This is a genomic window from uncultured Pontibacter sp. (assembly GCF_947492645.1).
Taxonomy (GTDB): domain Bacteria; phylum Bacteroidota; class Bacteroidia; order Cytophagales; family Hymenobacteraceae; genus Pontibacter.
Window position 1 is genome coordinate 48,409 of sequence record NZ_CANLMZ010000016.1, and the last position, 25,039, is coordinate 73,447.

Sequence of the window (25,039 nt, forward strand, 5' to 3'; positions counted from 1 at the left end):
TAACAAAGTTAGACGTGAGCCAGAAGCTAACAGAAGGGGAGGATTTTTACTTTAACGAGTACGGATTAATGGTGTTAACGGCGAAGTACCTGCAGAAGCGCGGTTACTGTTGCAAGAACGCCTGCAAGCATTGCCCCTATGGTTTCAACAAAGGCAAAACACGGGCAGAAGATAAAAAGCAAGTATAAAATTTGTGTCAGAAATGCGCCTTAGTACAGCGCTATACACAATTTGAGGAAAAATATTTCCCATGCTTTTGAATTTCTGCATCTTTTTGTAGATATTTGCACCCCTATTGAAATAATTTAGAAGAAAATACAAGATGGCACGAGTTTGCGATTTAACAGGTAAAAGACCACGCGTAGGTAACAACGTATCTCACGCTAACAATAAGACGAAGCGTAAGTTCTATCCAAACCTTCAGAAGAAGCGTTTTTACATCCCTGAAGAGGATGCTTGGGTAACACTTAAAGTTTCTACGTCTGCTTTGAGAACCATCAACAAGAATGGTATCACAGCAGTATTGAAGAAAGCAGTAGAGCAAGGATATATCCTGTACTAATGGCAGCCTTCCGGCTGTGCATGCTGCTGGTTTGGGCAACAGTAACTGTTGCTGCAGCCCAGGTACGTGCTACCCCGGATAAGCCATCTGATACTTTAGATAAAGCATTTCACCAGCAACGGAGAGAGCAACTGCGTAAGCAGCTACCGTCTCGCTCCGTTGCTGTTTTTTTTGCCTCTCCCATTCGCAACCGGGCAAACGATGTGGATTTTTATTACCACCCCGACCCGGATTTTTACTACCTGACAGGTTATAAGGAGCCGAACGCGGTATTGGTTCTTTTTTCTGAGCCTCAAAGTATAGCTGGTAAGCAGGCAAGCGAAGTGTTATTTGTGCAGCCAAACGATCCGCAGTATGAACTATGGAACGGGGCGCGTTTGGGTGTAGAAGGTGCAGCTGAGGCAACTGGAATAACTACGCAGCCTAATACAAACTTTGCATCCTTTAAGCTGGACACGGCAAACCTGCAGCATATTTTGTTTAAAGAGTTGCCCCACGATGTGCGCAATAGCGCCAACGACGAGGCTGATCTTTACAGTTTGCTGGAGCAGTTTAAAGTTAAAGCAAAAGTGCCGGCAAGTTTTGATGCACAGCGCAACAGGCTGTATAAGCTAGTACGTGAGCAAGGTGCGGCACAACCTGAAGAGATAAAGAGCTACATAGGCCAGATGTCGCGTTACATCCCATCGCTGCGCCAGGATAAATACCTGAACGACTACGTTAATGCGGCAGATGCACGCAGCCGGATAAAAGCTGTTGCGGCCATTCCTAAAAGTAAGCTTGATGCTTATACTTTAGCGCAAACGCTGGCAAGCCTGCGCGAAGCTAAAACTGAGCAGGAACTGCAACTGCTGCGTAAAGCAATCAGCATTTCGGCACAGGGGCAGATAGAGGTGATGAAAGCCATGCGGCCGGATATGTCGGAGATGGAGTTGCAGGGCTTACACGAATTTGTGCATAAAAAATATGGTGCGCAGCATGTAGGTTATCCATCAATAGTTGGCGCAGGAAATAACGCTTGCGTGCTGCACTACATCGAAAGCAAAAAACCACAGGTAAGCAATGAACTGGTGCTAATGGATGTAGGAGCAGAGTATAAGGGCTATACCGCCGATGTTACCCGCACCATACCAGCCAATGGTAAGTTTACAAGAGAGCAGAAAGAGATTTACGAACTTGTGTATAAGGCTCAGGAAGCAGCGTTTGCAGCCTGTAAGGTAGGGAACGACTTTCAGGCACCGCACAGAGCTGCAGCAGAAGTTATTACTGCCGGTTTGCAGAAGCTTGGCATCATAAAAGATAAATCAGAGGTTCAACGCTACTTCCCGCACGGTACGTCGCATTATCTTGGCTTGGATGTGCATGATGCCGGAACCTACGGGCCATTTCAGCATAATACAGTTATCACAGTAGAACCGGGCATTTACATTCCGGAGGGTAGCCCTTGCGATAAGAAATGGTGGGGGATTGGCGTTCGGATAGAAGATGACATTCTGATCACAAATAAAGGCTGGGAAAACCTGTCTAAACTGGCTCCGCGTACCGTGGCAGATATTGAAAAGACAATGGCTCAGCCAAGCGCTCTGGATGATTTTAAACTTCCAGCATTGAACTAGCAGCACATTGTCACCTGTTTATGTAACATTTGTGAAGCATCCGGCTTAAATTTTACAATAAATATTATACTTTGTTTGTAATTAGAGATTTAAGCCCCTATATTTGCAGTCCTAAATAAAAAATTACGATAGAGAGATGGCTAAAAAAGCAAAAGGTAATAGAATCCAGGTTATCATGGAGTGCACAGAGCACAAAGCTTCTGGCATGCCTGGAACTTCAAGGTACATCACTACCAAAAACAGAAAGAATACGACTGAGCGCCTTGAGCTTAAGAAGTATAATCCAGTATTGAAGAAAGTAACTGTACATAAAGAAATTAAATAACCATGGCTAAGAAGGTAGTTGCAACCCTAAAGACCGCCACAGGTAAAGACTGGGCAAAAGTTATCAAAGCTGTGAGATCTCCAAAAACTGGTGCTTACAGCTTTAAAGAGGAGATGGTACCTGTAGATAAAGTACAGGAGTTCCTTAAGAAGTAATAAGCCGACTCTATTCTAAGATAGATCAAATCAAAAAGTCCCATTACTGGGACTTTTTTAGTATATTACCGTATCACCGGAAGTCTTCATCCTTACAAAAACATCGGAATGGGCATTTTTGACTTTTTCAGTAAAGAGAAGAAAAAAGAGTCGCTCGACAAAGGACTTGAAAAAACTAAAACCAGCTTCTTCGGACAGCTAAGTAAGGCTGTTGTTGGTAAATCCACAGTTGACGTGGATGTACTGGATGAGCTGGAGGAAATTTTAGTACACGCCGATGTAGGTGTAGAGACTACGGTTAAGATTATTGATCGCATTGAAAAGCGCGTAGCCCGCGACAAGTATGTAAGCACCGACGAGCTGGACAGAATCCTGCGCGAAGAGATAGCTGCCATGCTGGAGGAGAACCGTGCCGGAGACGGAGCCAACTTTGAATTGCCTGCAGGTATAAAGCCGTACGTAATCATGGTAGTTGGTGTAAACGGTGTAGGTAAAACTACCACAATCGGTAAACTTGCCTCTCAATTCCATAAAGCAGGTAAAAAAGTAGTACTTGGTGCTGCCGATACTTTCCGTGCCGCAGCTGTTGACCAGCTTATTATCTGGGGAGAGCGTGTAGGGGTGCCGGTTATATCGCATGGCATGAACACCGATCCTGCCTCTGTAGCTTACGATGCCGTTAAAAAAGGAGTGGAGCTGAACGCTGATGTGGTAATTATCGACACAGCCGGACGTTTGCACAATAAGGTAGGTTTGATGAACGAGTTATCGAAGATCAAGCGCGTGATGCAGAAGGTAACTGAAGACACACCACATGAGGTGCTGTTGGTGCTGGATGGCAGCACAGGCCAGAACGCGCTGCTACAGGCCCGCGAGTTTACAAAAGCCACAGACGTAACAGCCCTTGCCATCACAAAACTTGACGGTACAGCAAAAGGTGGAGTCGTTATAGGTATTTCCGATGAGTTTAAAATTCCGGTGAAGTATATCGGAGTTGGCGAGAAAATTGAGGACTTACAGTTATTCGACAAAAACGAATTTGTAGAGTCATTCTTTTCCCGCAAATAATGTGTAAGTATACAAAAAAGCTTCTGCTGTTGCCGTTGGCACTACTGCTTTTACAATGCAACGGCACTAAACCCGCGCAATCCGAGGGCTCGCAAGACCAACTGGAAAGCGCAAATCCACAACAGAAGCAAATGCCTGTAGTTATTTCTGAACAAGCCCAGGAGCAGCAAGCGCCAATAGAACAAGGTATAGCCGGTAAAGTATTGTGGCAGGCAGGTAATTTAATGCCCTCGCCAGATGCGCCTATAAGCCAGCCTAGCCATGTGCAGCGCACTTTGTATGTTTACGAACTTACAAAAGGAAACCAGGTTAAAACCACAGATGGTGTTTTTCACACCGACATTCAAACTAATTTAGTTACTCAGGTTGTTACAGATGCTAATGGCAACTTTGCTGTTACACTAAAACCCGGCAAGTATAGCCTGTTCTCAAAAGAGGAAAAGGGATTGTTTGCTAACCTCTTCGATGGTGAGATGAACATCAACCCAGTAGAGGTAAAGCAGGGGCAGGTAACGAACGTGGAGTTTCTGATTAATTACCAAGCAAGTTATTAATACGTGAAAGTAAGATCGCTAAAAAAGGATAAGGTAAACGTAATCACCTTAGGTTGCTCTAAAAACCTGGTTGATTCGGAAGTGCTGATGGGGCAGCTGCGTGCCAACGAGTTTGATGTGGCGCACGAGTCTGACAAAGATGATTCTAACATCATTATCGTAAATACCTGTGGCTTTATTGATAATGCCAAGCAGGAGTCTATTGACACCATTCTACGCTACGCCGATGCCAAAGAAGCTGGCCAGATAGATAAACTATACGTGACGGGCTGCCTTTCGCAGCGCTACAAAGACTCTCTTGAAGCTGAGATTCCGCAGGTAGACGCTTACTTTGGTACGCTGGAGTTGCCACGCCTGCTTAAAACGCTGGAGGCAGACTACAAGAACGAGCTAATTGGCGAGCGTTTGTTAACGACACCTTCGCATTATGCATACTTTAAGATTGCGGAAGGCTGCAACCGCCCGTGCTCCTTCTGTGCGATACCGTTGATGCGTGGCAAGCACGTAGACCGCCCGATAGAAGACCTGGTAAAGGAAGCAAAACGCCTGGCAAGTATGGGGACCAAAGAACTTATACTTATTGCACAGGACCTTACCTACTATGGTTTGCAACATTACGGCGAGCGCAAGCTAGCTGATTTGCTACGCAACCTTTCTGATGTGGATGGTATCGAATGGATCAGGATGCAGTATGCGTACCCGTCGCAATTCCCGATGGAGGTGTTTGATGTGATGAACGAGCGCGAGAACATCTGTAAGTACCTGGACATGCCGCTGCAGCACATTTCAGATAACATGCTGAAGACCATGCGCCGTGGCATTAGCAAGCGCAGAACAATTGAGTTGGTAGACCAAATCCGTCAGCGTGTGCCGGACATTGCTTTAAGAACTACGCTTATTGCAGGTCACCCAGGTGAAACAGACCAGGATTTCAGGGAGTTGTATGATTGGGTTGAGGAAACAAGATTCGACCGTTTGGGCATTTTTACTTATTCTCACGAAGACAACACACATGCTTATACGCTAGAGGACAACGTGCCGGATGAGGTGAAGCAGGAGCGTGCCGATGCCATTATGGAGCTGCAGCAGGGGATCTCTGTAGAGATGAACGAAGAGAAAATAGGCAAGACTTATAAAGTATTGTTCGATCGTAAAGAAAGCGGCTACTTTGTTGGCCGTACACAGTACGACTCTCCGGAAGTAGATAACGAAGTACTGGTGCCAGCCGATAACACCTATGTAAGATTAGGAGATTTTGCTAATGTGAAGATTACAGATTCCTCTGACTTTGACCTTTACGGAGAGGTAGTAGTATAAACAGTACACGTAACACGATATTATAAAAGCAAAAAGCGCTGCAAGTATAAATGCAGCGCTTTTTGCTTTTAGTACTTATCAGTAGCTGTAGTATAAAAAGGTGCTACTTTAACACATGCCGGCTCAACACCCGATACGCTTCATTGATATTGTCGCCCTTCCTGAAGTCCTGCTTGATTGTTGGCTCTGACTCGCCGGTAAGCCAGATTTTAAGTTCAGCATCTAAATCAGCAATGCCGGCACTCTCTTTCGAAAACATCTTGATGCTGCTGTAAGGTATACTTTGGTAATCTGTTTTAGAGCCGGTGAGGCCTTGTTTGTTTACTAGTATAAGCCGCTTGTTTGTGAATACAAGCATATCCCGGATCAGCTTGTATGCCTTCTCGATATGCTCGCTCTCCAGCAGTATGGGCTGAAACTCTTTTGTAACCTTTTCGATAGACACTTCCGACGCGTGCCCCATCATACCACTAAGTAATCCCATGGTTATATGTTTTAAATTTAGTTTGTTTACGTGTTGCTGCTGATAAGTTTATACTTATCAGTAAGTTGCAGATTAACGGTACTGGTTATACACGTTGGTTGCTAAACCTGTTGCACGTGCTTTCTGTCGAAGCTCCTGCAAAACCGTATATAAAAGCCTTAACTTAGCAACTCAGCTTGCAAAGTATAAAAGCTGTAACACAATTAAGGTAAAACTGTTAAAGAGGCTATACATTAAGCCTGTAATATTGATGGAAGTATCTACTATGAAAATAACTAAGATGGATTACGCTGCTACTGGAGCATTCTCGAAAACAGTAGCAGACTATCTTTGTAAAAGCGAAAAGCTTAAACCATTTTATAACCACTTCCCGGATCTGGAGGCTTTTGAAGCCCAGCTAAAAGAGAAAGCATTTAGCCCAGAGCAGCGACAAACCTTGTACCAGGCGCTACAGCAGCAGTATACTTCTCTCGGCGCTATCAACCTAAAGGTACAGCAAAACATAGACCTGCTCCAGCAGCCCAACACTTATACCGTTACTACCGGGCACCAGCTGAACATCTTCACAGGTCCTTTATACTTTGTATATAAGATCATCACAGCCATTAACACCTGTAAACAGCTGCAGGAGAGGTATCCGGCTTATAATTTCGTGCCGGTGTACTGGATGGCCACAGAAGATCATGACTTTGCCGAAATCAATCATTTTAACTTGTTCGGGAAGGGGTACAAGTGGGAAACAGCACAAAAAGGCGCAGTTGGCCGCTTTACAACTGAGGGCTTAGATAAGCTGCTGGAGGAACTGCCGGAAACATACCCTGTGTTTGACGATGCTTATCGTAACAGCAAAACCCTGGCTGATGCCACACGTGCCATTACGCATGCATTGTTCGGCGAATATGGTTTGGTAAGTATAGACGGTGATGATGCAAAGCTGAAGAGAGCATTGATTCCTGTGGTGGAAAAGGAGCTTACCGCGCAATTATCAAACAAACTAGTAGAGGAGGCAAACGCGCAGTTAGAAAAACTCGATTACAAGGCACAGGTATACTCCCGTGAGATAAATCTTTTTTACCTGCAGGATAACCTGCGTGAGCGCATTGTGCAGGAAGAGGGCAAATATAAAGTACTCAACACCGATATCAGTTATACTTTAGAGGAGATACTGCAGGAGGCAAAGGAGCACCCGGAACGGTTTAGCCCCAATGTTATACTTAGGCCGTTGTACGAAGAACTGGTGTTGCCAAACCTGGCCTATATAGGCGGTGGCGCTGAGGTAGCCTATTGGTTCCAGTTAAAAAAAGTATTTGAGGCTTATAACGTTGCTTTCCCGGTACTGATGTTGCGCAACTCTGCGCTGTACATAAACCGAGGCAACGCCAGCCGCATGCATAAATTAGGTTTGAAGGCAGAAGAGCTTTTTCAGTCTTACCCGGAGCTTAAAAAATACCTTTCCGGCCAGATACACGAAGAGGAAATTAACCTGGAGGAGCAGCGAAAGGCTGTAACGGTGGCTTTTGCTGCAGTAGAAAAGTTAGCACAAAGTATAGACCCAACGTTGGTGAAAGCAGTAGGTGCCGAAGAACAGAAAGCCACTAATGCACTACAGATGCTGGAGAAAAAAATATCGAAGGCACGCGACAGCAAGCACGAGCAAACGTTTAAGCAACTCGAGAACCTCAAAGAAAAGTTATTCCCGAACGGCAGCCTGCAGGAACGTTATGATAACTTGCTGTCTTTCCAGACAAATAACCCTGACTTTATACCTGCCCTGGTAGAGGCGTTTGATCCTTTGGAGTTTAAGTTTACCATACTAGAAGAAGAGTAATGCAAAAGGCAGAACTGCGGAAGCTAATGCTACAGAAGCGGCGCGCTTTATCTACCGAAGAGGTGCAGCAACGCAGCCAACGTATAGCAGATCAGTTTTTTAGCAACTTTACTTTAGAGGCAGGCCATACTATACACATTTTTTTACCTATTGTAAAAAAAAACGAGGTAAATACCTGGCCAATTATTCTGAGGCTGCGACAGCATCACCCAGAGGTGCGCGTAGCTGTACCAGTTACCGATGTTGCCCAAAATATACTTACGCACCATCACCTTACCGACGAGGCCATACTTGTAGAAAATAATTGGGGAATACCCGAGCCTCAGGATGCGCACATAATCCATGCGGAAGAGGTTGATATAGTGCTGGTGCCATTACTGGCTTTTGACCTGGCAGGCCATCGGGTAGGTTACGGTAAAGGCTTCTACGACCGCTTTTTAGCTGATTGCCGCCCCGGTGTGCTAAAGGTTGGTTTATCATTGGAGCCGCCTGTGGAGAGTATAGCAGACCCTAACCCTTTTGATGTGCCGCTGGATGCCGTGGTGATGCCGGAGGGAGTGTGGAGAAAATAACTTTGGAGAAGGGGATTAAAAGCCACAGCCCTTCAAGTATAAACTTGAAGGGCTGTGCGTATTTATGCAGAAAGTATAAGTCTACTTTTTGTTAGCGGTAATTTTCTTCAGCTGCTCAACCGGGCCAAACTGTTTTTGCTCCATAGTTTTGCCTCTCAGGTAAATTTTTCTCAGCTGCACCTCAACAGGGGCCATCGTCTTGGTCATTTCCGAAGAAACAACTTTAATGTAAAACTCTCTGGCTTCTGCGGCTGCACCTCTCTCGAAAGTGTGCGTTTGCTGGTTCTTGTTTACCGGTAGGCCTGGAATTACGTGGTAATTCGTGCACACTACCTCGTATTTTGATAAGAACGGTTTAATAAAGCTTTTGAATAACTTCTTCATTATAAATTAATTGTGAACAAGGGTTAAAGAACTCGCAAAGTAACTTTTTATTTTTATAAATCAAGACTGCCAACTAAATTATCATAAAACTTTAACAAACCAATAATAACAGGCAAAATGGGATGTACAGTAAATAGGAATTTCAGTCAGCTTATTAAATAATTACAATAAGCCAGAATATTGCGTTCTGGTTCATTCTTAGACAGAAACAATATGGCTTAGTGGCGTATTGCGTTGATTTATAATTAGATATGGGTTAGGCTACGGGCTTTACACCACGCGTCATTTCACGTTTGCCCGGAGGCCCCGGCAATGCTTCTACCTCAAATCCGGCAGCTTTAAGGCTACGCTTAAAAGAGCCTTTGGCACAGTAAGTAACCAACACACCACCTGGACGTGTGGCATTGTAAAGCTTCGTAAACATCTCCTCCGACCAAAGCTCGGGCTGTTTTTCAGGGGCAAAGGCATCAAAATACACCAGGTCGTAGTAAGACTGAGGCGCCACAAACTCCTCAAGGGTTTCGTGTATCTTCTGTAATGTGAAGTATGGTATAAGGTCTACCGGCTCGTTCCAGGGGGTTTGGTGCATGCGCAGGAAAACATCATGCAACTCAGGGTTAAGTATGGCCCTATCAAACTGCAATTGGTTTACTACCTCATTCTGCAGCGGGAATTTCTCTAGTGTATCGTATTGTATAAAGGCTTTTTTTGCCAGCGCAACAGGGTAGGTAAGTATAGCGTTCAGGCCCGTTCCGAAACCAATCTCCAGTATTTTAACATCTTTTTTAAACGATGTTACGTGCTCAAGGCCATGCTTTATAAACACATGCAGCGACTCCTGTAGTGCCCCATGTACCGAATGATAGTGCTCATTGAGCTCAGGTACAAAAAGGGTGTTAGAGCCGTCTTTCGTTTTTCGGATTTCGAGGTGCATGTTTTTTGTGTTACTTTACAAAGGTAAGTAAACCTAGGCACAGGCTGCAACTATTAATGATTTATTGGTAATCATAAATCAAAGAATACAAACAAATGCTGGGTTTTGGCAGTTTGCGCCTTTCTGCAATTTTATAAATAAATCTTTTACATTTAAGCAAAATGGCAAGAATAAAAGTAGCTATACCAGACCATATTCATTTTACGGCAACCATACCTGTACGTGTTACCGACCTGAACTATGGCAACCACCTTGGTAACGATGCGCTGCTATCCATACTGCATGAGGCACGCATGCAGCTGCTGGGACAATTTGGCTGGAGCGAGCTAAGGATAGGCGGGGCAAGTATGATTATGGCTGATGTGGCGATAGAGTATAAGGGCGAGGGCTTTTATGGCGATGTACTTCGTATAAAGCTGGCATTCGATGACATCAGTAAGTATGGCTTTGACATAACGTACCACGTAGTAAACCAGCACGGCAAAGAAGTGGCGCGCGCTAAAACCGGAATGCTATGCTTTGACTACCAGAACCGTAAATTAATGCCCCTGCCAACCGAAGTAAAGGCGAAAATTGAAACTAAAACCTGAAGATTTTTGTAATTTTGCAGTATGAATTTGATTGCAGACATAAATATCATCAATAAGAAAGATATCCGTAGGCTAACCCTCGACGATATGAAGGCGTGGCTTGTGGAGCAGGGCGAAAAACCGTTTCGTGCCAAGCAGGTATACGAGTGGCTCTGGAAGCATTCTGCCCAGTCTTTTTCGGAGATGAACAACGTGAGCCTTGCCCTGCGCGAAAAGCTGGAGCAGCACTTTGCCATTAATGCGGTAGAGGTTGCTACTGAGCAGGTAAGCAACGATGGTACAATCAAATCTGCTTTCAGGCTGCACGACAGCAACATTGTAGAAGGTGTGCTGATACCGCATAACGAGCGAAAAACCGCCTGTGTAAGTAGCCAGGTAGGCTGCTCGCTTACCTGCAAGTTCTGCGCCACCGGCTACATGGACCGCGTGCGCAACCTTGATGCTGCCGAGATTTATGACCAGGTGGTGCGAATAAACGAGCAGAGCATGCGCCAGTACGGCGAGCCCCTCACTAATATTGTTTACATGGGTATGGGCGAGCCGATGCTTAACTATGCCAACGTGATGAAGAGCATTGAGCGCATTACAGCACACGATGGTTTGGGTATGGCTGCGCGCCGTATTACAGTAAGTACAGCTGGTATTGCCAAAATGATTAAGAAGATGGCAGACGATGGCGTAAAAGCCAACCTGGCACTTTCTTTACACGCCGCCAACGATGAGAAGCGCAACCAGATCATGCCTATCAACGAAACTAACTCGCTGGAGGCCTTAACGGATGCACTAAAGCATTACCACCAGGTTACTGGCCGTAAAGTTACTTACGAGTACATTGTGTTTGATAACTTTAACGATTCGGTGCAGGATGCTGAGGAGCTTCTGCGTTTCTCTAAAATCATACCTTGCAAGATCAACCTGATAGAGTATAACCCGATAGAGAACGCCGATTTTGTTAACACAGATGATGCGCGTTTGCAGGACTTTATTTACTACCTGGCAGACAGAGGCCTGCAAGTAAATGTGCGCCGCAGCCGTGGCAAAGATATTGATGCCGCCTGCGGTCAGCTAGCCGTAAAAGAGAAGACAGCTTAAGGATTTTAGAAAAATAATAGAAGGCCATTTGGCAAAAAGACAACAGATCGTTTTCTGAAAGCTTTTTACCAAATGGCCTTTTTGTGTGATATTATGCTGCCATAGTATAGAGCCTAAAGCTAATCACCTTTAAACCTTCCCTCTGCCGGAGGTCTTCCGCTTTGCCTGTCATTCTTGTCCTCGGTTATTTCACGTTCCTCCACAAAAACAGCATGCGCTTTAGGCCTGATGCGCTGGCCGTACTTTTGGGCATATTGCTGCGTAAACTCTGCCCCGAAAAACACGATCATCGAGGAATAGTAGATCCAGACAAGTATAAGTATAATAGAGCCTGCCGCGCCGTAAGCCGACCCCGGATCTGAAGTGCCAATGTACCAGCTGATAAGAAACTTACCGATCGTGAAGAGCAAGGCTGTAATCAAAGCGCCTATCAAGGTGTCTTTCCAGCGGATAATGCCGTCTGGCAAAAACTTAAGGATAAGAGCGAACAACAAGGTTGTAAGGCCAATAGAGATAATAAAATCCAAGGCTTTGATTAGCCAGACGCCAATACCCGGCAACATATCAGATAAATAGCCACTCAGAATAGACACGGCCGCGCTTATAACAAAAGAAATCAGCATCAGCAGCGATATACTCAGTATAAGGCCAAACGAGAAAACACGCTCTTTTGCCATGCGCAAGATACCGCTGGTAGGCTTAACCTTTAAATTCCAGACGCTGTTAAGCGATTGCTGCAGCGTAACAAAGAAAGTGGTAGAGGCAAAAATAAGCGTGCCGATACCTACCCAAAGTGCCCACCCTGACGATTCCTGAGTACTGGCATTTTTAACCATTGTCTGTATCTCTGCTGCCGCCTCTGGGCTGATAGCAGTAGAGGCCTGTTCTTCCAGTTGGCCTGATACAGCCTCTTCGCCAAAGAAAAAGCCAGCCGCTTTTATGATAATAAGCAGCAGCGGAGGTATCGAGAAGATGGCATTAAAAGCGAGTGCCGCCGCAAGCCGAAGCGAGTTGTTGTCTAAAAATTCGTTTACCGACAACTTAAGCAGTTTAAAAATTTCTTTGAGAGTATATCTAGCCATGGGCTTCTAAAGTCTTTTCAGGTTATTGACTTTGATACGGCACCTTATATATTATGGTTAAAAAGGTAAAATATAGTATCTTGATGGTATAGCTGTAAAGTAGTGGCTAAACGTATTACCAATGTATCCTAAAAGCAGATAAGCCATAGACGATTATGTTATTTAAAAACCAACTACAAGCCCTGGTGTTGCTTTGCCTGCTGGTGCTGCCAACAGCTGCAGGCCTGGCGCAAACCTCTGATGCGAAAGCTAAAAGTATAGCCGGAAAAGTAATGCAGCACATGGGCGGCGAGGCTGCCTGGAATAGCACACGCTACCTTGCCTGGACCTTTAACAACCAATACCAGGTTTGGGATAAGCATGAAAACCGCTTCAGGTGGGAGAAGGACAGCTTGGTTGCTATCATCAACACCCAAACCAAAGATGGCAAAGTATACGTGGCAGGGCAGGAGTTGCAAAACTCTGAAGAAAAGCAAAAGCTGCTGGAGCGTGCCTACGCCCTCTGGATAAATAACTCTTATTGGTTGGTGATGCCCTACAAACTGCAGGACCCGGGGGTAACGCTAAAGTATGCAGGAGAGGAAACAACTATGGATGGTGCCAAAGCAGATGTGCTGGAGATGAGCTTTGATAATGTAGGCTTGACACCGCAGAACAAGTATAAGCTTTGGGTGGATAAGGAAGAAGGCTTGATTAGGCAATGGGCATTTTTCCGGAACTACAATGATGCCGAACCGGCCTTTACGCGCCAATGGAGCGATTATAAAACCTACGGAAGTATAAAACTGGCCAGCAACCGCAGCAACCCTCAAAGCGACTTTAAATTAACCCATATTGCAGCGCCGGCAACTGTGCCAGAGCACGTATTTAATAGCCCCACACCTATCGAAAAGCTTTAGCTTTTGCTAACATACTGTTTAACAAACGACAAAGGACTTCTTTCAAGGTAAAGAGAAGTCCTTTGTCTGTCTTTAAACTCCGAATTACAGCTTATCTACAGTTGCGGTAAGGGTGCCTTTGGCATTTACAACAGCCTTTATGCCATCCTGGGTCAGGTAAATGTTATCTGGGGTAATATGCTTTATACTTCCGCGTATCAGCAGCGACTCGTGCACCCGGCCTTGTTTATCCAGCGTGTTTTGCAGCATCTTTTTAGCATCGTCTAGCTGGCTTTGCACCGGTACGTTTACCTGCTCCTGAATAATGTCTTTAAACTTATTTTTGGCAAGCCAGCTGGCGGTGCTGAGCAGTTTGTCTTTCGTCTCAAGGTCATAATCTACATCGCGTACTTTTATAGACGCCGTTTGCGCATCGTAATAGGGTGTGCCGCGCAGGTATACTTTACCGACAATCTTTTTAGTAAACATGCCTGCCTTTGTTTTACCGTTCACATCAAGCATAATTACCAGTTGGTTTCCCGCGGGCGTAACGGCGGCATCGTTAACGGTTACTTCGCTTTTGCCGCCATCAAATTTATAGGTCTGCTTTGCTACCTGCGCCTGCAGCATTTTGCTTACATGGGCGTAAGGTATGGTAGTGGTCAGGCCAATCTGTATGTCATCTGCCAGGCGGTTGTCTAAAATTAACTTAGGAAGCGTTTTGTTTATTTGCGTTTGCGGTTTGCCATCGGTGGTTACCGCTATGTAAGATGTAATGCCCAGGCGTGTGTTCAAGGTGCCATTATGTGCATAAAGTGGGGCCATGCGTACATCTTTGGGTACAACAGTTAGCCAGGCGTTCATGCCATCGTCCAGTTTAACGGGCTCCTGTAGCAGTTGCCATGCCTGCGCCACATACTTTTTCATGTCCAGGCGGTTCTGTAGTTCTTTGTCCAGTTGCTTGGTGAGGACAGCCATTTGGTTACGAAGCGCAGGCTCGACAAAACGCGCCAGTCCAATTTTAAGAGGGCCTAGCTCCAGCACCGGCTTTGTATTGCCCCATTCAAAGTCGCCGCTGGTAATGGTGTTAATCTTGTAATCATCTGTCAGGCCAATTCTGCTTTCTGTTTTGATGACCATGTCAAAGCTGGTGTCTTCGGTTTTATCAATGGCAGGGCAAAGCTTGCAAGGGTCCCATTTCCAGCGGCCTTTGGCATAGATGCGCAGCGGCACACTAAAATATACTTTGTCTTTATCAGCCCTGATGTTCATGCGGCCATTCTTAGAAACAGTAACCGCTACGTTATCATCATCCAGGTTGGTGTCTTTGTACAGAATGCCTTTTACCTCGTCGTTCAGTTTTTCTTCCATCGCTGCAATAGAAATGGAAACAGGGATTGAGATAGACGATAGCTGCGGTTTGTAAACAGGTGCTTCTGTTGCTGTTGCAGCAGGAGCAGAGGCATTTAGTTTTTCGGTGCTGGAGCACCCTGTCTGGGTCAAGCTTATACTTGCGAACAATAGTATAAAGCCTGTAATTGAGCGGAATGATTTCTTCACGGATAATGCCTGGTTTAAAAAGCGGCGCAAGTTACTACGCTATTCTCATTAGAGCTATAGTTTGCGCTGCCACCGCTGCAATTTTTGTGGAGTAGCTATTTAAGCTTTTGCAGCATTTGTCTTATCTCCATTTCAGAAGACAACAAGCCGCACTCCTGAAGAGTGCCATTCAAGTATGTGGCAAAGAAGGGAGTGCCTTTAAGCTTAACTTCCTGGCTCGAAACGGGGTTCTGGTTGGCGTGCATGCGCACAAAGGTTATATCGCTGTAAGTAGTGTCGTTTGCAAGTTTCTCAAAAGTCGGGGCAAGCTGCTCACATACCGGGCAGGACTCATCTATAAACTTTACGATCACCCTCGGTTTTTCAAAAATTAATTGCCTTAAATGCTTGTCATCAGACTCCAGAATATCCATAAATTATACTTTACTAATACTTGTTAATAGGTGCAGCTTTAGCATACAACCCAAAATTGTATGCAAAGTTCTTTTACATACATTTAACAGTCATACGGCGTGGTAGCGTTTAAGCTTCAGTTTTTGTACACTTTCTGGATGAGTATAAACTAAGAAGGCGGTGTTTTTGCACCGCCTTCTTAGTTTATACTTTTGGTTATGTTCTGCTATTTGCCATCAACCGACTGTTCCTGCTGCTTCATTTTTTTAAGGTTTAGAAGCATGTCAGCTGTCATGGCATCCAGATCGTAAGCTGGTTTCCAGTTCCAGTCTTGTTGTGCGGCGCTGTCGTCTATACTTTGCGGCCAAGAGTCGGCTATCTGCTGGCGTGAATCTGGCTTGTAAGTAATTTCGAACTCAGGTATGTGCTTTTGGATGGAAGCTGCAATCTCTTTTGGCGAAAAGCTCATAGCGCTCAGGTTATAAGAGCTGCGCACTTTTACCTGCTCTGCCGGCGCGTGCATTAAATCAATCGTTGATTTAAGTGCATCCGGCATGTACATCATCGGCAGGTACGTGTCTTCGCTCAGGAAGCATTCAAACTTTGCATCTTCCAGGGCTTTATGGTAAATATCTACAGCATAATCGGTGGTGCCGCCACCTGGCAGGGCTTTATAACCGATCAGGCCAGGGTAACGCAGGCTGCGCACATCAAGGCCATACTTCTCGAAATAGTATTCGCACCAACGCTCACCGGCTTGCTTGCTGATGCCATAAACCGTGTTGGGGTCCATGATAGTATGTTGCGGCGTGTTTTGGCGTGGTGTGTTCGGTCCAAAAACAGCAATTGAACTAGGCCAATATACGCGCTCTACCTTTTGCTCCAGGGCAAGGTCCAGCACGTTAAACAGACCGTCCATGTTTAGTTGCCAGGCAAATTTTGGGTTTTTCTCTCCTGTTGCCGATAAAACTGCTGCCAGGTGGTAAATCTGCTTGAATTTATACTTTGAGGCTAACTCTCCCATTTGCTTGGTGTTAAGCACGTCGATCTTCTCAAACGGGCCTGAGTCACGCAAGTCAGTCTGTTTTGGTGCTGCAATATCTGCCGCTACAACATTTGCTCCTCCATACATATTACGCAGCTCCAAAGTAAGCTCAGAACCAAGTTGCCCGCAGGCACCTATCACCAATACCGTGTCAGTTGTGTTTGCCATAGATAAATTAAAAATTTGTTGCACAAAGTAACCGAATTCAATGCAATACTAAAAGTATAAGCACCAACAATGGCAGGGAGTTATCAGAAAGTACAGGGAATAAATTATGGGAAAGTCGGTTTAAAGTATAAACCGAAACAGAGCTGCAGGTAAGGCATCAAACAATAGCGCCATGCTGCTAAGCTTTTTGGGTTTAATCAGATAAGGTTTTCCAGCAGTAAATAAAGGGGGAGTTGCAGGCAACTCCCCCTTTTACTCATTCATCTAAACTAACCTATTACTAACCTTGGCACAAAGGTAAACCGGCTTTTGCGGGCCCGAAACAGGTATGGGTAGATTTAACTAAGAGATAACCAAAGGTTAAAGTATAAATAACGTGTAGCCGTTTTGAGTGTCGGATTTTCTTATATTTGTTTAAACGTGAGTGGCATTTTAAGTGCAAAAAGCTACTTTTGGATGCGAACCCCGTAACTTTGCGATAGTGGCTGCAAGCAAGGCAAAAAATGACTTACGAAGAATACCTGATAAAAAAACGAATAAATAAGTCAGCTTTCAAGGCTGGAGACCCTGTTCGCTTTGCGGCCTGGGAGGCTATGTATGCCCAAATGCACCCGAACAGTTTTTTAGTGGCTGTTAAGATGCAGCTAAACAATGTGCGTTTGCGCTACCACCTGGCCGAAGAAGACGTTCCAAAGGCAGCGCCTGCTACTGCAGCACCAAGGCCAGCTGCCAGAAGAGCGGTTGCACCAGCTGCAAGTCATGCTGAAAAAGCGCAACCTGCTGTTCCACAGGAAACATCTGCTGCAGATACTGCTGCCCCTAAGCCCAAACCTGTAATACGAAGGCCAACTGCTTTACCTAAAAAAGAAGATGAAGCAGCCGGAACACCAACAACAGAACAGGAGCCATCAACTAAGCCAAGGCCTGTAATTAAACGGCCTGTTATTAGCAAGCCAGTTGCAGGAGAAAGCCAAACAAAGCCAACTTCAGAGGCAGGCCCAATAAAGCCAGGTATGGAGGGAGGTAGTATAGCGGCGCCAGGTGCCAGCGAAGAACCCAAACCAGCACGCCCTCGCCCTGTTATAAAACGACCGGCTGCGCTGCAGAAGCCAGAAGAACCAGCTGCTGCAAAAAAAACAGCATCAGAAGAAAGTATAATGCCTGCCGCTCCAAGGCCGCGGCCTGTCATTAAAAGGCCAACAGCTTTGCAGCAGCCAACCGAGGAACAACCTCCGGTTAAAGCAGAAGAACCAAACACCGCACCAAACACAGACGAAGCTCCAAAGCCTGCTACTGCCCGGCCACGGCCTGCAATAAAGCGGCCGGTACCCCTGCAAAAGCCAGAAACCGAAGCTACGCAAGGCGGGAGCAGTACACCAGCAGCAGAAACGCCCGCAGTACAGCCAGTAGAGCAGAAGCCGGTTACACCACGGCCACGGCCGGTTATAAAAAGGCCAACTCCGCCACCGGCAGAGGCTACTGATAAACCAGAAGCATCACCGGCAGCAGAAAAACCAGCGACTGCAGCTGACGAAGAAGCTAAACCAAAGCCACCGCGGCCACGGCCAATCATTCGCAGGCCACCACCCAAAGCAGATGAAGGCGGAGAGGCAACAGGTGTTTAAGCAGCCATACTTATACTTGCATTAAACCGAATAACGATAACGGATAAGAACAAACGAAACTATGTACGAGAGTTTAAAAAAAGATTTAGAGCAGCAGCTTGCCGAGATACAGGAGGCTGGATTGTTTAAAAAAGAGCGCATTATTACCACGCCGCAGGGCGCTGATATTGATACAACGCAACAGCCACATGTGCTTAATTTCTGCGCCAACAACTACCTTGGCCTGTCCGCGCACCCAAAAGTGATAGAGGCAGCCAAAGAGGCCATCGATACGCATGGCTATGGTATGAGCTCTGTGCGTTTTATCTGCGGAACACAGGACATTCACAAAGAGCTGGAGCGTAAGATTTCTGAGTTCCTGGGCACAGAAGACACCATACTATATGCGGCTGCTTTTGATGCGAACGGTGGTGTATTTGAACCGCTTTTCGATACCGACTCTGCTATCATTTCTGATGCATTGAACCATGCTTCTATCATAGATGGCGTACGTTTGTGCAAAGCGCAGCGCTTCCGCTACAACCACAACGATATGGCCGACCTGGAGGCGAAGCTGCAGGAAGCTGTAAACGCAAATACAAAACACCGTGTAATTGTAACAGACGGCTCTTTCTCGATGGATGGCACCATTGCCCAGCTAGATAAGATCGCGGAACTGGCCGAAAAGTATGATGCTGTGCTGATGGTAGATGATTCGCACTCAACGGGCTTCCTTGGCAAAACAGGTCGTGGTACGCACGAGTACCGCAACGTAATGGGCAAAGTTGATATTATTACTGGTACGCTGGGTAAAGCACTTGGCGGTGCCATGGGGGGGTTTACTTCCGGCCATAAAGAAATTATTGATATGCTGCGCCAACGTTCGCGCCCATACTTGTTCTCCAACTCGTTGGCTCCGTCTATTGTTGGTGCCTCTATTGCCGTGCTGGATCTGCTGAGCTCTACCACAGAACTACGCGACAAACTGGAGTGGAACACCAAGTATTTCCGTGAGCAGATCACCGCCGCAGGTTTTGATATCAAGCCCGGTGACCACCCCATTGTACCGGTAATGCTGTATGATGCGCCGCTGGCACAGGAGTTTGCTGCCCGCATGTTGGATAAAGGCATTTATGTGATTGGCTTCTACTATCCGGTGGTGCCAAAAGGCCAGGCGCGCATCCGTGTGCAAATATCTGCTGTGCATGATAGAGTACATTTGGATAAGTGTATAGAAGCTTTTACAGAGGTTGGTAGAGAGCTTGGTGTGATCAAATAAGGTTTATACTTTGTACTAGCACAAAGGCCACTTCCGGTAAGGGAGTGGCTTTATTTTTTGTATATTGTCGCAACTTCAAAGGGAGCAATATGAACAACATCAAGATAAAACCAGGGCAGCTGATAGTAGGCACGGTGTTGTCGTGGCTGGTTATCTCGTTTCTGGCTTATGCAACGGCGGGTATGCGTGGTGAGGTAAACATCGTTTATACTTTGCTGCAGATCACGTTTTACTTTTCTATACTTTTATCTGCAGAGGCTTATATAAGTATGCTGCTAAACCCGCAATGGACGCGTGTAAATCTGGGGAATATACTTTTATTTATTGCGCCGGCTTTGCTGTATTTGATCTGGTTTGTTAGCGAAATATTGTTTTAGAACACTCTTGCCACATGGAATACCTTTTTAGCCAATATCCCTTCCTGGTTGTGCTTATACTTGCCAACTACCTACTGGTGTTTCTGAGTATTTTTCACCTTATCCTTAAAACAGATTATACGCTAACGCAGCGCCTTAACTGGATGGTATTGCTTTGGATTTTGCCCGTGCTCGGCTTAATTACTTACTGGTACTATTGGCGAAGCAGAAAAGTATAAACTACCTGCAGTATACTTATCAGTTTTATACTTTGCTAAGCCGCGCTTACCGATTTTTCGGGGGCAGCAGGAGTTGCTGCAGCACGTTGGTCTGTATCGAACAGGAATTGGTTGAGCTTAACACGCAAGTCCGAAGAAGAAAGGTTGCGGTATACTTCGCCGTTGCGCACCAGGGCAATCTGACCAGTTTCTTCTGATACTACTAGTACTATGCTATCTGTTATCTCTGTTAGGCCAATAGCCGCGCGGTGACGAAGGCCCATAGACGCAGGTATCTCCTGGTTTTCGGAAACTGGTAAAATACAACGGGCCGCTTTTATTCTGTTGCCCGATATAATGACAGCACCATCGTGCAGCGGGCTGTTTTTGTTAAAGATGGATACAAGTAATCGCTTCGAAATAACGGCATCAATCAAGTCGCCGGACTCGGCGTAATACTTTAGCTCAGAGCTTTTGGTGAACACGATCAGGGCACCCGTATTTTTGCCTGCCAGCGATTTGGCTGCCTCTATAAAGGGGGTAAGGCTAAGCTTGTCGCCCTGCTCGCGCCGCCACGGAAAACCACGGAAAAAGCGATCATTATTAAAAGCGGTGGTTTTACCGATAAGCAGCAGAAAACGCCGGATTTCGGGCTGGAAAAGTATGATGGCCGCCAGTACGCCTACGCCCATAAACTGGCCAAGTATAATGCTAAGCAGCTCCATGCCAGCGGCACGCACCACCAGGTACAGCAGGTAGATAGAAAGCAGGCCCAGGAATATCTTAAGCGCCACGCTGCCCGTCAGGAGCTTGTACAACTGGTACAAAAGCACCGTCACGAGCAAGATGTCGATTATATCGAGCAGCTCTATTTCTAAAAAACCTATGCTGAATAAAAATATCAAAGTAATGTTTTCGTGTAAAGTTGTATTGTCTGTTTTGTCTCTTTTACGTCGTGCACGCGCAAAATGTCGGCGCCTTTCATCAACGCAATCGTGTTAACTACTATTGTGCCGGTAAGGGCATCGGTTTGCTCAATATCTAACGATTTGTATACCATGGACTTGCGCGACATGCCGGCAAGTACAGGAAGCCCTAAGATACGGAATTCATCCATACGGCGCAGCAATTCGAAATTTTGATCGGTAGTTTTGGCAAATCCAAAGCCAGGGTCAAGTATAATATCTTTTACGCCAAGCTTCGCGAGCTTTGCCAGTTGCTCTTGTAGCTCATCCAGCACATCGATAACCAGATCGTTATACTTAGTCAACGTAGCCATGGTTTGCGGCGTTCCGCGCATGTGCATTAAGATGTAGGGCACCTGCAGCTTTGCCACCGTCCGGAACATCTCCTCGTCCAGGCTGCCACCAGAAATATCGTTTACGATAGCTGCCCCTGCGTTTATTGCTCCCTCGGCCACTCCAGCCCTGAAAGTGTCTATTGAGATGATGGCTTCGGGAAAAGCAGCATGGATGGCCTCTATGGCAGGGATCACGCGGTCCAGCTCTTCCTGCTCCGACACATCGGCTGCACCCGGGCGACTTGAGTAACCGCCAATATCAAGTATATCGGCCCCGTCGGCAAGCATTGCCTCGGCTCGTTTTACGGCCTCTGCTGTAGAGGTTAGCCTGCTATTTGGGTAAAAAGAATCAGGGGTTAGATTTAGAATGCCCATTACCTGCGGCGTACGCAGCGAGAGGATATTTCCGCGGCAGTTAAGTGTGCTTTTTTTTTGAAAAAGCTTATCTTTCGAATTCAATGGTGGCATTTTAGTCTATCGTTATAAAATTAAAGCTAAAAAGTTGATTAGTCAAACACTCCAGGAATATAATAGCGTTGTAAACCGCTGCAAAGATACTTTTGTAAAGAAAACCAAAGACTACGGTACTGCCTGGCGCGTATTGCGGTTGCCTTCCATTACAGATCAGATTTTTATCAAGGCGCAGCGCATCCGCTCGATACAGGAAAAGGGCAAGCAACTGGTAGAGGATGATATCAATGGGGAGTTTGTAGGCATTATAAATTACTGCGTGATAGCCCTGATGCAATTAAACCTGCCAGCCGATGCGCCCTTAAGTTTGTCAGCTGAGGAGGTTGAGCGCGAATACACGCACCACATTGAGGAAAACATAAAGCTGCTAACCGCCAAAAACCATGATTACGGCGAGGCGTGGCGCGACATGCGTGTAAGCTCCATTACTGATATCATACTTATGAAGCTGTACCGCACCAAGCAGATAGAAGACAACGAAGGCCAGACGCTTATATCAGAAGGGGTAGACGCTAACTACCGCGATATGATTAACTACGCTGTTTTTGCGCTCATCAAGTCGGGGTTTGTAGCGCCTGTGAAGTAAGCAAAGTATGGCGTGGGGGTGTACATCTGCCCCTAACCCCTGCCTTGCCCAAGGCGGGGAGTTCTGTTGTTACTCTGGCAAAAGTGTAAGCTCTGTGGCTTCTGCTTAACATCCCTTCTAACAAGATCCTTTCAGGATGGCAGAAGAGAAGTGAAGGTATAGGGTAGTTCAGAAGAAGTAGTAAGTAAATCCCCCACCTTGGGCAAGGCAGGGGGCAGGGGTAATTGGGCCCGGTCTTGATTAACTTTAAAACGCTCAAATTTTCACATTCAATATGAAATATATAAGCAAATTTTGCTGGCTTTTTGTAGGTGTACTGTTCATCTTTTCGGGCTTGATTAAGATAAACGACCCGGTTGGGACTGCCATTAAGCTGGAGGAGTATTTTGAAGTGTTTTCTACAGACATTGCTCCTTTCTTTAAAGCCTTTGAGCCATACTCGCTGTTTTTGTCTATCTTTTTGAGTGCGGCAGAGATAGTTTTGGGCGTAGCCTTGCTAGTGCGCTGGAAGCTAAAGCAGGTACTGGTTGCCCTGCTGGTGATGATCGTGTTTTTCACCTTCCTTACATTTTACTCGGCATACTTTAACAAGGTAACAGACTGCGGCTGCTTTGGCGATGCGATTAAACTTACCCCTTGGGAGTCGTTTACAAAAGACATCGTGCTGCTGGTGATGATCGTGATTTTGTTGATGACGCAGCGTTACCTGCAGCCGTTTATCAGCCAGAAAGCCGGAGCCATTGCCACAGCTCTTACAGCCATACTTTCGGTAGGCATTGGCTGGTATGCTTACGAGCACCTGCCATACATCGATTTCCGTGCTTATAAAGTAGGCAATAACATCCCAACACTAATGAAGCCTTCGGCACAACTGCGCTATAAGTATATAATGGTTAAGAACGGCGAAGAGCAGGAGTTTGAAGAGTACCCAACCGACCAAAGCTACACTTTTAAGCAAATGGTAGCCATTAACCCGGAGGATGGCCCGAAAATTACCGACTTTAACGTTTGGAACGAGCAGGGCGACTTTACACAGGAAGTATTAACCGGTACCAAACTGCTTATTTTCGTGCAAAACACAGCCAAAGCAGACCGCGATTCCTTTAAAGAAATAAACCAGTTGGTGCAGGCAGCAGAGGCGCAAGGAATAACCCCCATGGTAGTAACCAGCAGCAGCAGCCAGCAATTCGAGGAGTTCAGGCACGAGGTAAACCTGGCCGTTCCATACTTCTTTGGCGATGGTACCGTTATCAAAACCATTATGCGCTCTAACCCGGGCACCATGTTACTGCAAGATGGTACTGTAAAAGGCAAATGGCACTACAATGACACGCCAAGTATAAATGAGGTAAAAGAGTTGCTGTAAATGGTAACTGATGGGTGCAGCAACAGCCATGGCCATTTTAGGATCGGGGTTGCAGCATGCGCCAATGTTATCAAACTAAACAATAATTAACGAGCAATAAGATCAGCAATGAAGCTAATAGGATTTATACTTGGCCGGTTAGGGCATGGCTTGTTAATTATGCTGGGCGTGCTTGTAGCGATATTTTTCCTGTTTAACGTGTTGCCCGGCGACCCGGTGGCCATGTTGGCTGGGCAGCGCTCCGACCTGAGCACCCGCGAGGCAATTACCAAAGAACTGGGCTTAGACAAACCGATGCCCTTGCAGTTGCTCTTTTACCTGAACGATGTATCGCCGGTGTCGGTGCACGAGGATACAGAGGCAAACCAAGCCAAGTATGAGTATAGCAAACTGGCAGATTTTGGGGAGGATGTGCTGGTGTGGAAAACCCCATACTTGCGCCGTTCTTTCCAGAGCAACAAAAATGTGACAGATATACTTGCCGATCATTTTTCGGGGACGCTATGGCTGGCTGCTGCGGCCATGCTTATTGCCACGGTATTCGGTATACTTTTCGGTGTGCTCGCGTCCCTTAAACCCCACAGCATACTTGATCATACGCTGGTTACAACTTCGGTGCTGGGTATTTCGGTGCCTTCTTTTGTAGCCGCCATACTTATAGCGATAACTTTTGGCTTTTACTGGAGCAACTGGACAGGCCTTAGTTTAACCGGACAACTTTACGAGATAGATGCTTTTGAGGGCAAGAAGCTGATGCTGCGCAACCTGCTGCTGCCAGCCATTGCCCTGGGTATTCGCCCGTTGGCCATTGTGGTGCAGCTTACCCGCAGCTCTATGCTAGATGTGATGTCTCAGGATTATATCCGGACAGCACGCGCCAAGGGCCTGAGCAAGTATAAGGTAGTTGCAGGTCATGCGCTTAAGAATGCCTTAAACCCGGTTGTTACGGCTGTATCGGGTTGGTTGGCCTCGCTTATGGCAGGCGCCTTTTTTATTGAGTATATCTTTAACTGGAAGGGATTAGGCTCTGTAACGCTCCAGGCTGTTCAAAATCTGGACTTTCCGTTGGTAATGGGCTCCACGCTGTTTGTCGCGTTCCTGTTCATCCTCATCAACATACTTGTAGACTTGCTTTATGCTGCCCTCGACCCACGAGTAAAGTTAGGGTGATACAATAAGTATAAAAGTTAAGTTGGAACAGTATGGTTATTGAAGCTGCTCCAGTTTGTACGCCTCACATTCATGAAGTCAA

At 46.0% G+C, this 25,039-nt stretch carries 29 protein-coding genes; 20 read left to right on the top strand and 9 right to left on the bottom strand.

Annotated features, from left to right (window positions below; translation table 11 throughout):
- The first annotated feature begins 14 nt into the window (after window positions 1–14).
- The 8 genes from Q1A23_RS18730 (at window position 15) to rimO (ending at window position 5,597) form a co-directional block, all read left to right on the top strand.
- On the top strand, window positions 15–188 hold the full coding sequence (locus Q1A23_RS18730; protein WP_299826278.1) for a DUF5522 domain-containing protein: 174 nt from the start codon (window positions 15–17) through the stop codon (window positions 186–188).
- Window positions 189–322: 134 nt separating this feature from the next.
- On the top strand, window positions 323–562 hold the full coding sequence (gene rpmB / locus Q1A23_RS18735; RefSeq protein ID WP_299826280.1) for a 50S ribosomal protein L28: 240 nt from the start codon (window positions 323–325) through the stop codon (window positions 560–562).
- Window positions 562–2,178, top strand: a complete 1,617-nt coding sequence (locus Q1A23_RS18740) for an aminopeptidase P family protein (RefSeq protein WP_299826282.1) — start codon at window positions 562–564, stop codon at window positions 2,176–2,178. The genes rpmB and Q1A23_RS18740 overlap by 1 nt, the downstream gene beginning before the upstream one ends.
- Before the next feature lie 136 nt (window positions 2,179–2,314).
- The gene (rpmG, locus tag Q1A23_RS18745) at window positions 2,315–2,503 is read left to right on the top strand and encodes a 50S ribosomal protein L33 (protein WP_299826284.1); all 189 of its coding nucleotides are present in this window, start codon (window positions 2,315–2,317) and stop codon (window positions 2,501–2,503) included.
- A gap of 2 nt (window positions 2,504–2,505) precedes the next feature.
- A complete protein-coding gene (locus tag Q1A23_RS18750; protein WP_299826285.1) occupies window positions 2,506–2,658 on the top strand; it encodes a DUF4295 domain-containing protein in 153 nt (50 codons plus the stop codon).
- A gap of 108 nt (window positions 2,659–2,766) precedes the next feature.
- On the top strand, window positions 2,767–3,726 hold the full coding sequence (gene ftsY, locus Q1A23_RS18755; RefSeq protein WP_299826287.1) for a signal recognition particle-docking protein FtsY: 960 nt from the start codon (window positions 2,767–2,769) through the stop codon (window positions 3,724–3,726).
- The gene (locus Q1A23_RS18760) at window positions 3,726–4,280 is read left to right on the top strand and encodes a carboxypeptidase-like regulatory domain-containing protein (RefSeq protein WP_299826289.1); all 555 of its coding nucleotides are present in this window, start codon (window positions 3,726–3,728) and stop codon (window positions 4,278–4,280) included. Before ftsY ends, Q1A23_RS18760 begins: the two co-directional genes overlap by 1 nt.
- A 3-nt stretch (window positions 4,281–4,283) precedes the next feature.
- Window positions 4,284–5,597: a 30S ribosomal protein S12 methylthiotransferase RimO gene (rimO, locus tag Q1A23_RS18765; protein WP_299826291.1), complete on the top strand. Its 1,314-nt coding sequence runs from the start codon at window positions 4,284–4,286 to the stop codon at window positions 5,595–5,597.
- A gap of 103 nt (window positions 5,598–5,700) precedes the next feature.
- On the opposite strand, the gene Q1A23_RS18770 is transcribed toward rimO, so the two are convergent.
- Window positions 5,701–6,081: a PH domain-containing protein gene (locus Q1A23_RS18770; protein WP_299826293.1), complete on the bottom strand. Its 381-nt coding sequence runs from the start codon at window positions 6,079–6,081 to the stop codon at window positions 5,701–5,703.
- A 265-nt stretch (window positions 6,082–6,346) separates the two neighbouring features.
- Here Q1A23_RS18770 and bshC point away from each other — a divergent pair, with 265 nt between their 5' ends.
- A complete protein-coding gene (gene bshC / locus Q1A23_RS18775; RefSeq protein WP_299826295.1) occupies window positions 6,347–7,909 on the top strand; it encodes a bacillithiol biosynthesis cysteine-adding enzyme BshC in 1,563 nt (520 codons plus the stop codon).
- The gene (locus Q1A23_RS18780; protein ID WP_299826297.1) at window positions 7,909–8,481 is read left to right on the top strand and encodes a 5-formyltetrahydrofolate cyclo-ligase; all 573 of its coding nucleotides are present in this window, start codon (window positions 7,909–7,911) and stop codon (window positions 8,479–8,481) included. The genes bshC and Q1A23_RS18780 overlap by 1 nt, the downstream gene beginning before the upstream one ends.
- Before the next feature lie 81 nt (window positions 8,482–8,562).
- Here the strand turns inward: Q1A23_RS18780 and Q1A23_RS18785 are convergent, their stop codons facing one another.
- Together Q1A23_RS18785 and mnmD are read right to left on the bottom strand one after the other, a co-directional pair.
- Window positions 8,563–8,865, bottom strand: a complete 303-nt coding sequence (locus tag Q1A23_RS18785) for a hypothetical protein (RefSeq protein ID WP_299826299.1) — start codon at window positions 8,863–8,865, stop codon at window positions 8,563–8,565.
- A gap of 256 nt (window positions 8,866–9,121) precedes the next feature.
- Window positions 9,122–9,799 carry a tRNA (5-methylaminomethyl-2-thiouridine)(34)-methyltransferase MnmD gene (gene mnmD, locus Q1A23_RS18790; protein ID WP_299826301.1) on the bottom strand — a complete coding sequence of 226 codons (678 nt, stop codon included), beginning with the start codon at window positions 9,797–9,799 and terminating at the stop codon, window positions 9,122–9,124.
- Window positions 9,800–9,960: 161 nt separating this feature from the next.
- Between mnmD and Q1A23_RS18795 the strand changes: the two genes are divergently transcribed.
- Together Q1A23_RS18795 and rlmN are read left to right on the top strand one after the other, a co-directional pair.
- Window positions 9,961–10,389 carry a thioesterase family protein gene (locus Q1A23_RS18795; protein WP_299826303.1) on the top strand — a complete coding sequence of 143 codons (429 nt, stop codon included), beginning with the start codon at window positions 9,961–9,963 and terminating at the stop codon, window positions 10,387–10,389.
- A 21-nt stretch (window positions 10,390–10,410) separates the two neighbouring features.
- Complete coding sequence (gene rlmN / locus Q1A23_RS18800) at window positions 10,411–11,481, top strand: 23S rRNA (adenine(2503)-C(2))-methyltransferase RlmN (RefSeq protein ID WP_299826305.1); 1,071 nt, start codon at window positions 10,411–10,413, stop codon at window positions 11,479–11,481.
- Between the two features lie 119 nt (window positions 11,482–11,600).
- Here the strand turns inward: rlmN and Q1A23_RS18805 are convergent, their stop codons facing one another.
- Window positions 11,601–12,563: a YihY/virulence factor BrkB family protein gene (locus Q1A23_RS18805; protein WP_299826307.1), complete on the bottom strand. Its 963-nt coding sequence runs from the start codon at window positions 12,561–12,563 to the stop codon at window positions 11,601–11,603.
- A gap of 155 nt (window positions 12,564–12,718) precedes the next feature.
- On the opposite strand from Q1A23_RS18805, the gene Q1A23_RS18810 reads away from it, so the two are divergent.
- On the top strand, window positions 12,719–13,462 hold the full coding sequence (locus Q1A23_RS18810) for a hypothetical protein (RefSeq protein WP_299826309.1): 744 nt from the start codon (window positions 12,719–12,721) through the stop codon (window positions 13,460–13,462).
- Between the two features lie 84 nt (window positions 13,463–13,546).
- On the opposite strand, the gene Q1A23_RS18815 is transcribed toward Q1A23_RS18810, so the two are convergent.
- From Q1A23_RS18815 to Q1A23_RS18825, 3 genes are all read right to left on the bottom strand, one after another.
- Complete coding sequence (locus tag Q1A23_RS18815; RefSeq protein WP_299826311.1) at window positions 13,547–15,001, bottom strand: DUF4403 family protein; 1,455 nt, start codon at window positions 14,999–15,001, stop codon at window positions 13,547–13,549.
- A gap of 95 nt (window positions 15,002–15,096) precedes the next feature.
- The gene (locus Q1A23_RS18820; protein WP_299826313.1) at window positions 15,097–15,414 is read right to left on the bottom strand and encodes a thioredoxin family protein; all 318 of its coding nucleotides are present in this window, start codon (window positions 15,412–15,414) and stop codon (window positions 15,097–15,099) included.
- A gap of 206 nt (window positions 15,415–15,620) precedes the next feature.
- Window positions 15,621–16,607: an NAD-dependent epimerase/dehydratase family protein gene (locus Q1A23_RS18825; RefSeq protein WP_299826315.1), complete on the bottom strand. Its 987-nt coding sequence runs from the start codon at window positions 16,605–16,607 to the stop codon at window positions 15,621–15,623.
- A 503-nt stretch (window positions 16,608–17,110) separates the two neighbouring features.
- Here Q1A23_RS18825 and Q1A23_RS18830 point away from each other — a divergent pair.
- From Q1A23_RS18830 to Q1A23_RS18845, 4 genes are all read left to right on the top strand, one after another.
- A complete protein-coding gene (locus tag Q1A23_RS18830; RefSeq protein ID WP_299826317.1) occupies window positions 17,111–18,232 on the top strand; it encodes a hypothetical protein in 1,122 nt (373 codons plus the stop codon).
- 61 nt (window positions 18,233–18,293) lie between these two features.
- A complete protein-coding gene (kbl, locus tag Q1A23_RS18835) occupies window positions 18,294–19,490 on the top strand; it encodes a glycine C-acetyltransferase (RefSeq protein WP_299826319.1) in 1,197 nt (398 codons plus the stop codon).
- A gap of 89 nt (window positions 19,491–19,579) precedes the next feature.
- Entirely contained in the window at window positions 19,580–19,867 is a 288-nt protein-coding gene (locus tag Q1A23_RS18840; RefSeq protein ID WP_299826321.1) for a hypothetical protein, read from the top strand.
- 14 nt (window positions 19,868–19,881) lie between these two features.
- Window positions 19,882–20,085, top strand: coding sequence for a hypothetical protein (locus Q1A23_RS18845; RefSeq protein WP_299826322.1), 204 nt, complete (start codon window positions 19,882–19,884; stop codon window positions 20,083–20,085).
- 35 nt (window positions 20,086–20,120) lie between these two features.
- Here Q1A23_RS18845 and cdaA read toward each other — a convergent pair whose 3' ends face one another.
- Window positions 20,121–20,969: a diadenylate cyclase CdaA gene (gene cdaA, locus Q1A23_RS18850; RefSeq protein ID WP_299826324.1), complete on the bottom strand. Its 849-nt coding sequence runs from the start codon at window positions 20,967–20,969 to the stop codon at window positions 20,121–20,123.
- On the bottom strand, window positions 20,966–21,832 hold the full coding sequence (gene folP, locus Q1A23_RS18855) for a dihydropteroate synthase (protein ID WP_299826326.1): 867 nt from the start codon (window positions 21,830–21,832) through the stop codon (window positions 20,966–20,968). Before folP ends, cdaA begins: the two co-directional genes overlap by 4 nt.
- Before the next feature lie 34 nt (window positions 21,833–21,866).
- On the opposite strand from folP, the gene Q1A23_RS18860 reads away from it, so the two are divergent.
- From Q1A23_RS18860 to Q1A23_RS18870, 3 genes are all read left to right on the top strand, one after another.
- On the top strand, window positions 21,867–22,421 hold the full coding sequence (locus Q1A23_RS18860; protein WP_299826328.1) for a DUF1599 domain-containing protein: 555 nt from the start codon (window positions 21,867–21,869) through the stop codon (window positions 22,419–22,421).
- A gap of 274 nt (window positions 22,422–22,695) precedes the next feature.
- The gene (locus tag Q1A23_RS18865) at window positions 22,696–23,787 is read left to right on the top strand and encodes a BT_3928 family protein (protein ID WP_299826330.1); all 1,092 of its coding nucleotides are present in this window, start codon (window positions 22,696–22,698) and stop codon (window positions 23,785–23,787) included.
- Between the two features lie 108 nt (window positions 23,788–23,895).
- Window positions 23,896–24,957, top strand: a complete 1,062-nt coding sequence (locus Q1A23_RS18870; protein WP_299826331.1) for an ABC transporter permease — start codon at window positions 23,896–23,898, stop codon at window positions 24,955–24,957.
- The last annotated feature ends 82 nt before the right edge of the window (window positions 24,958–25,039 follow it).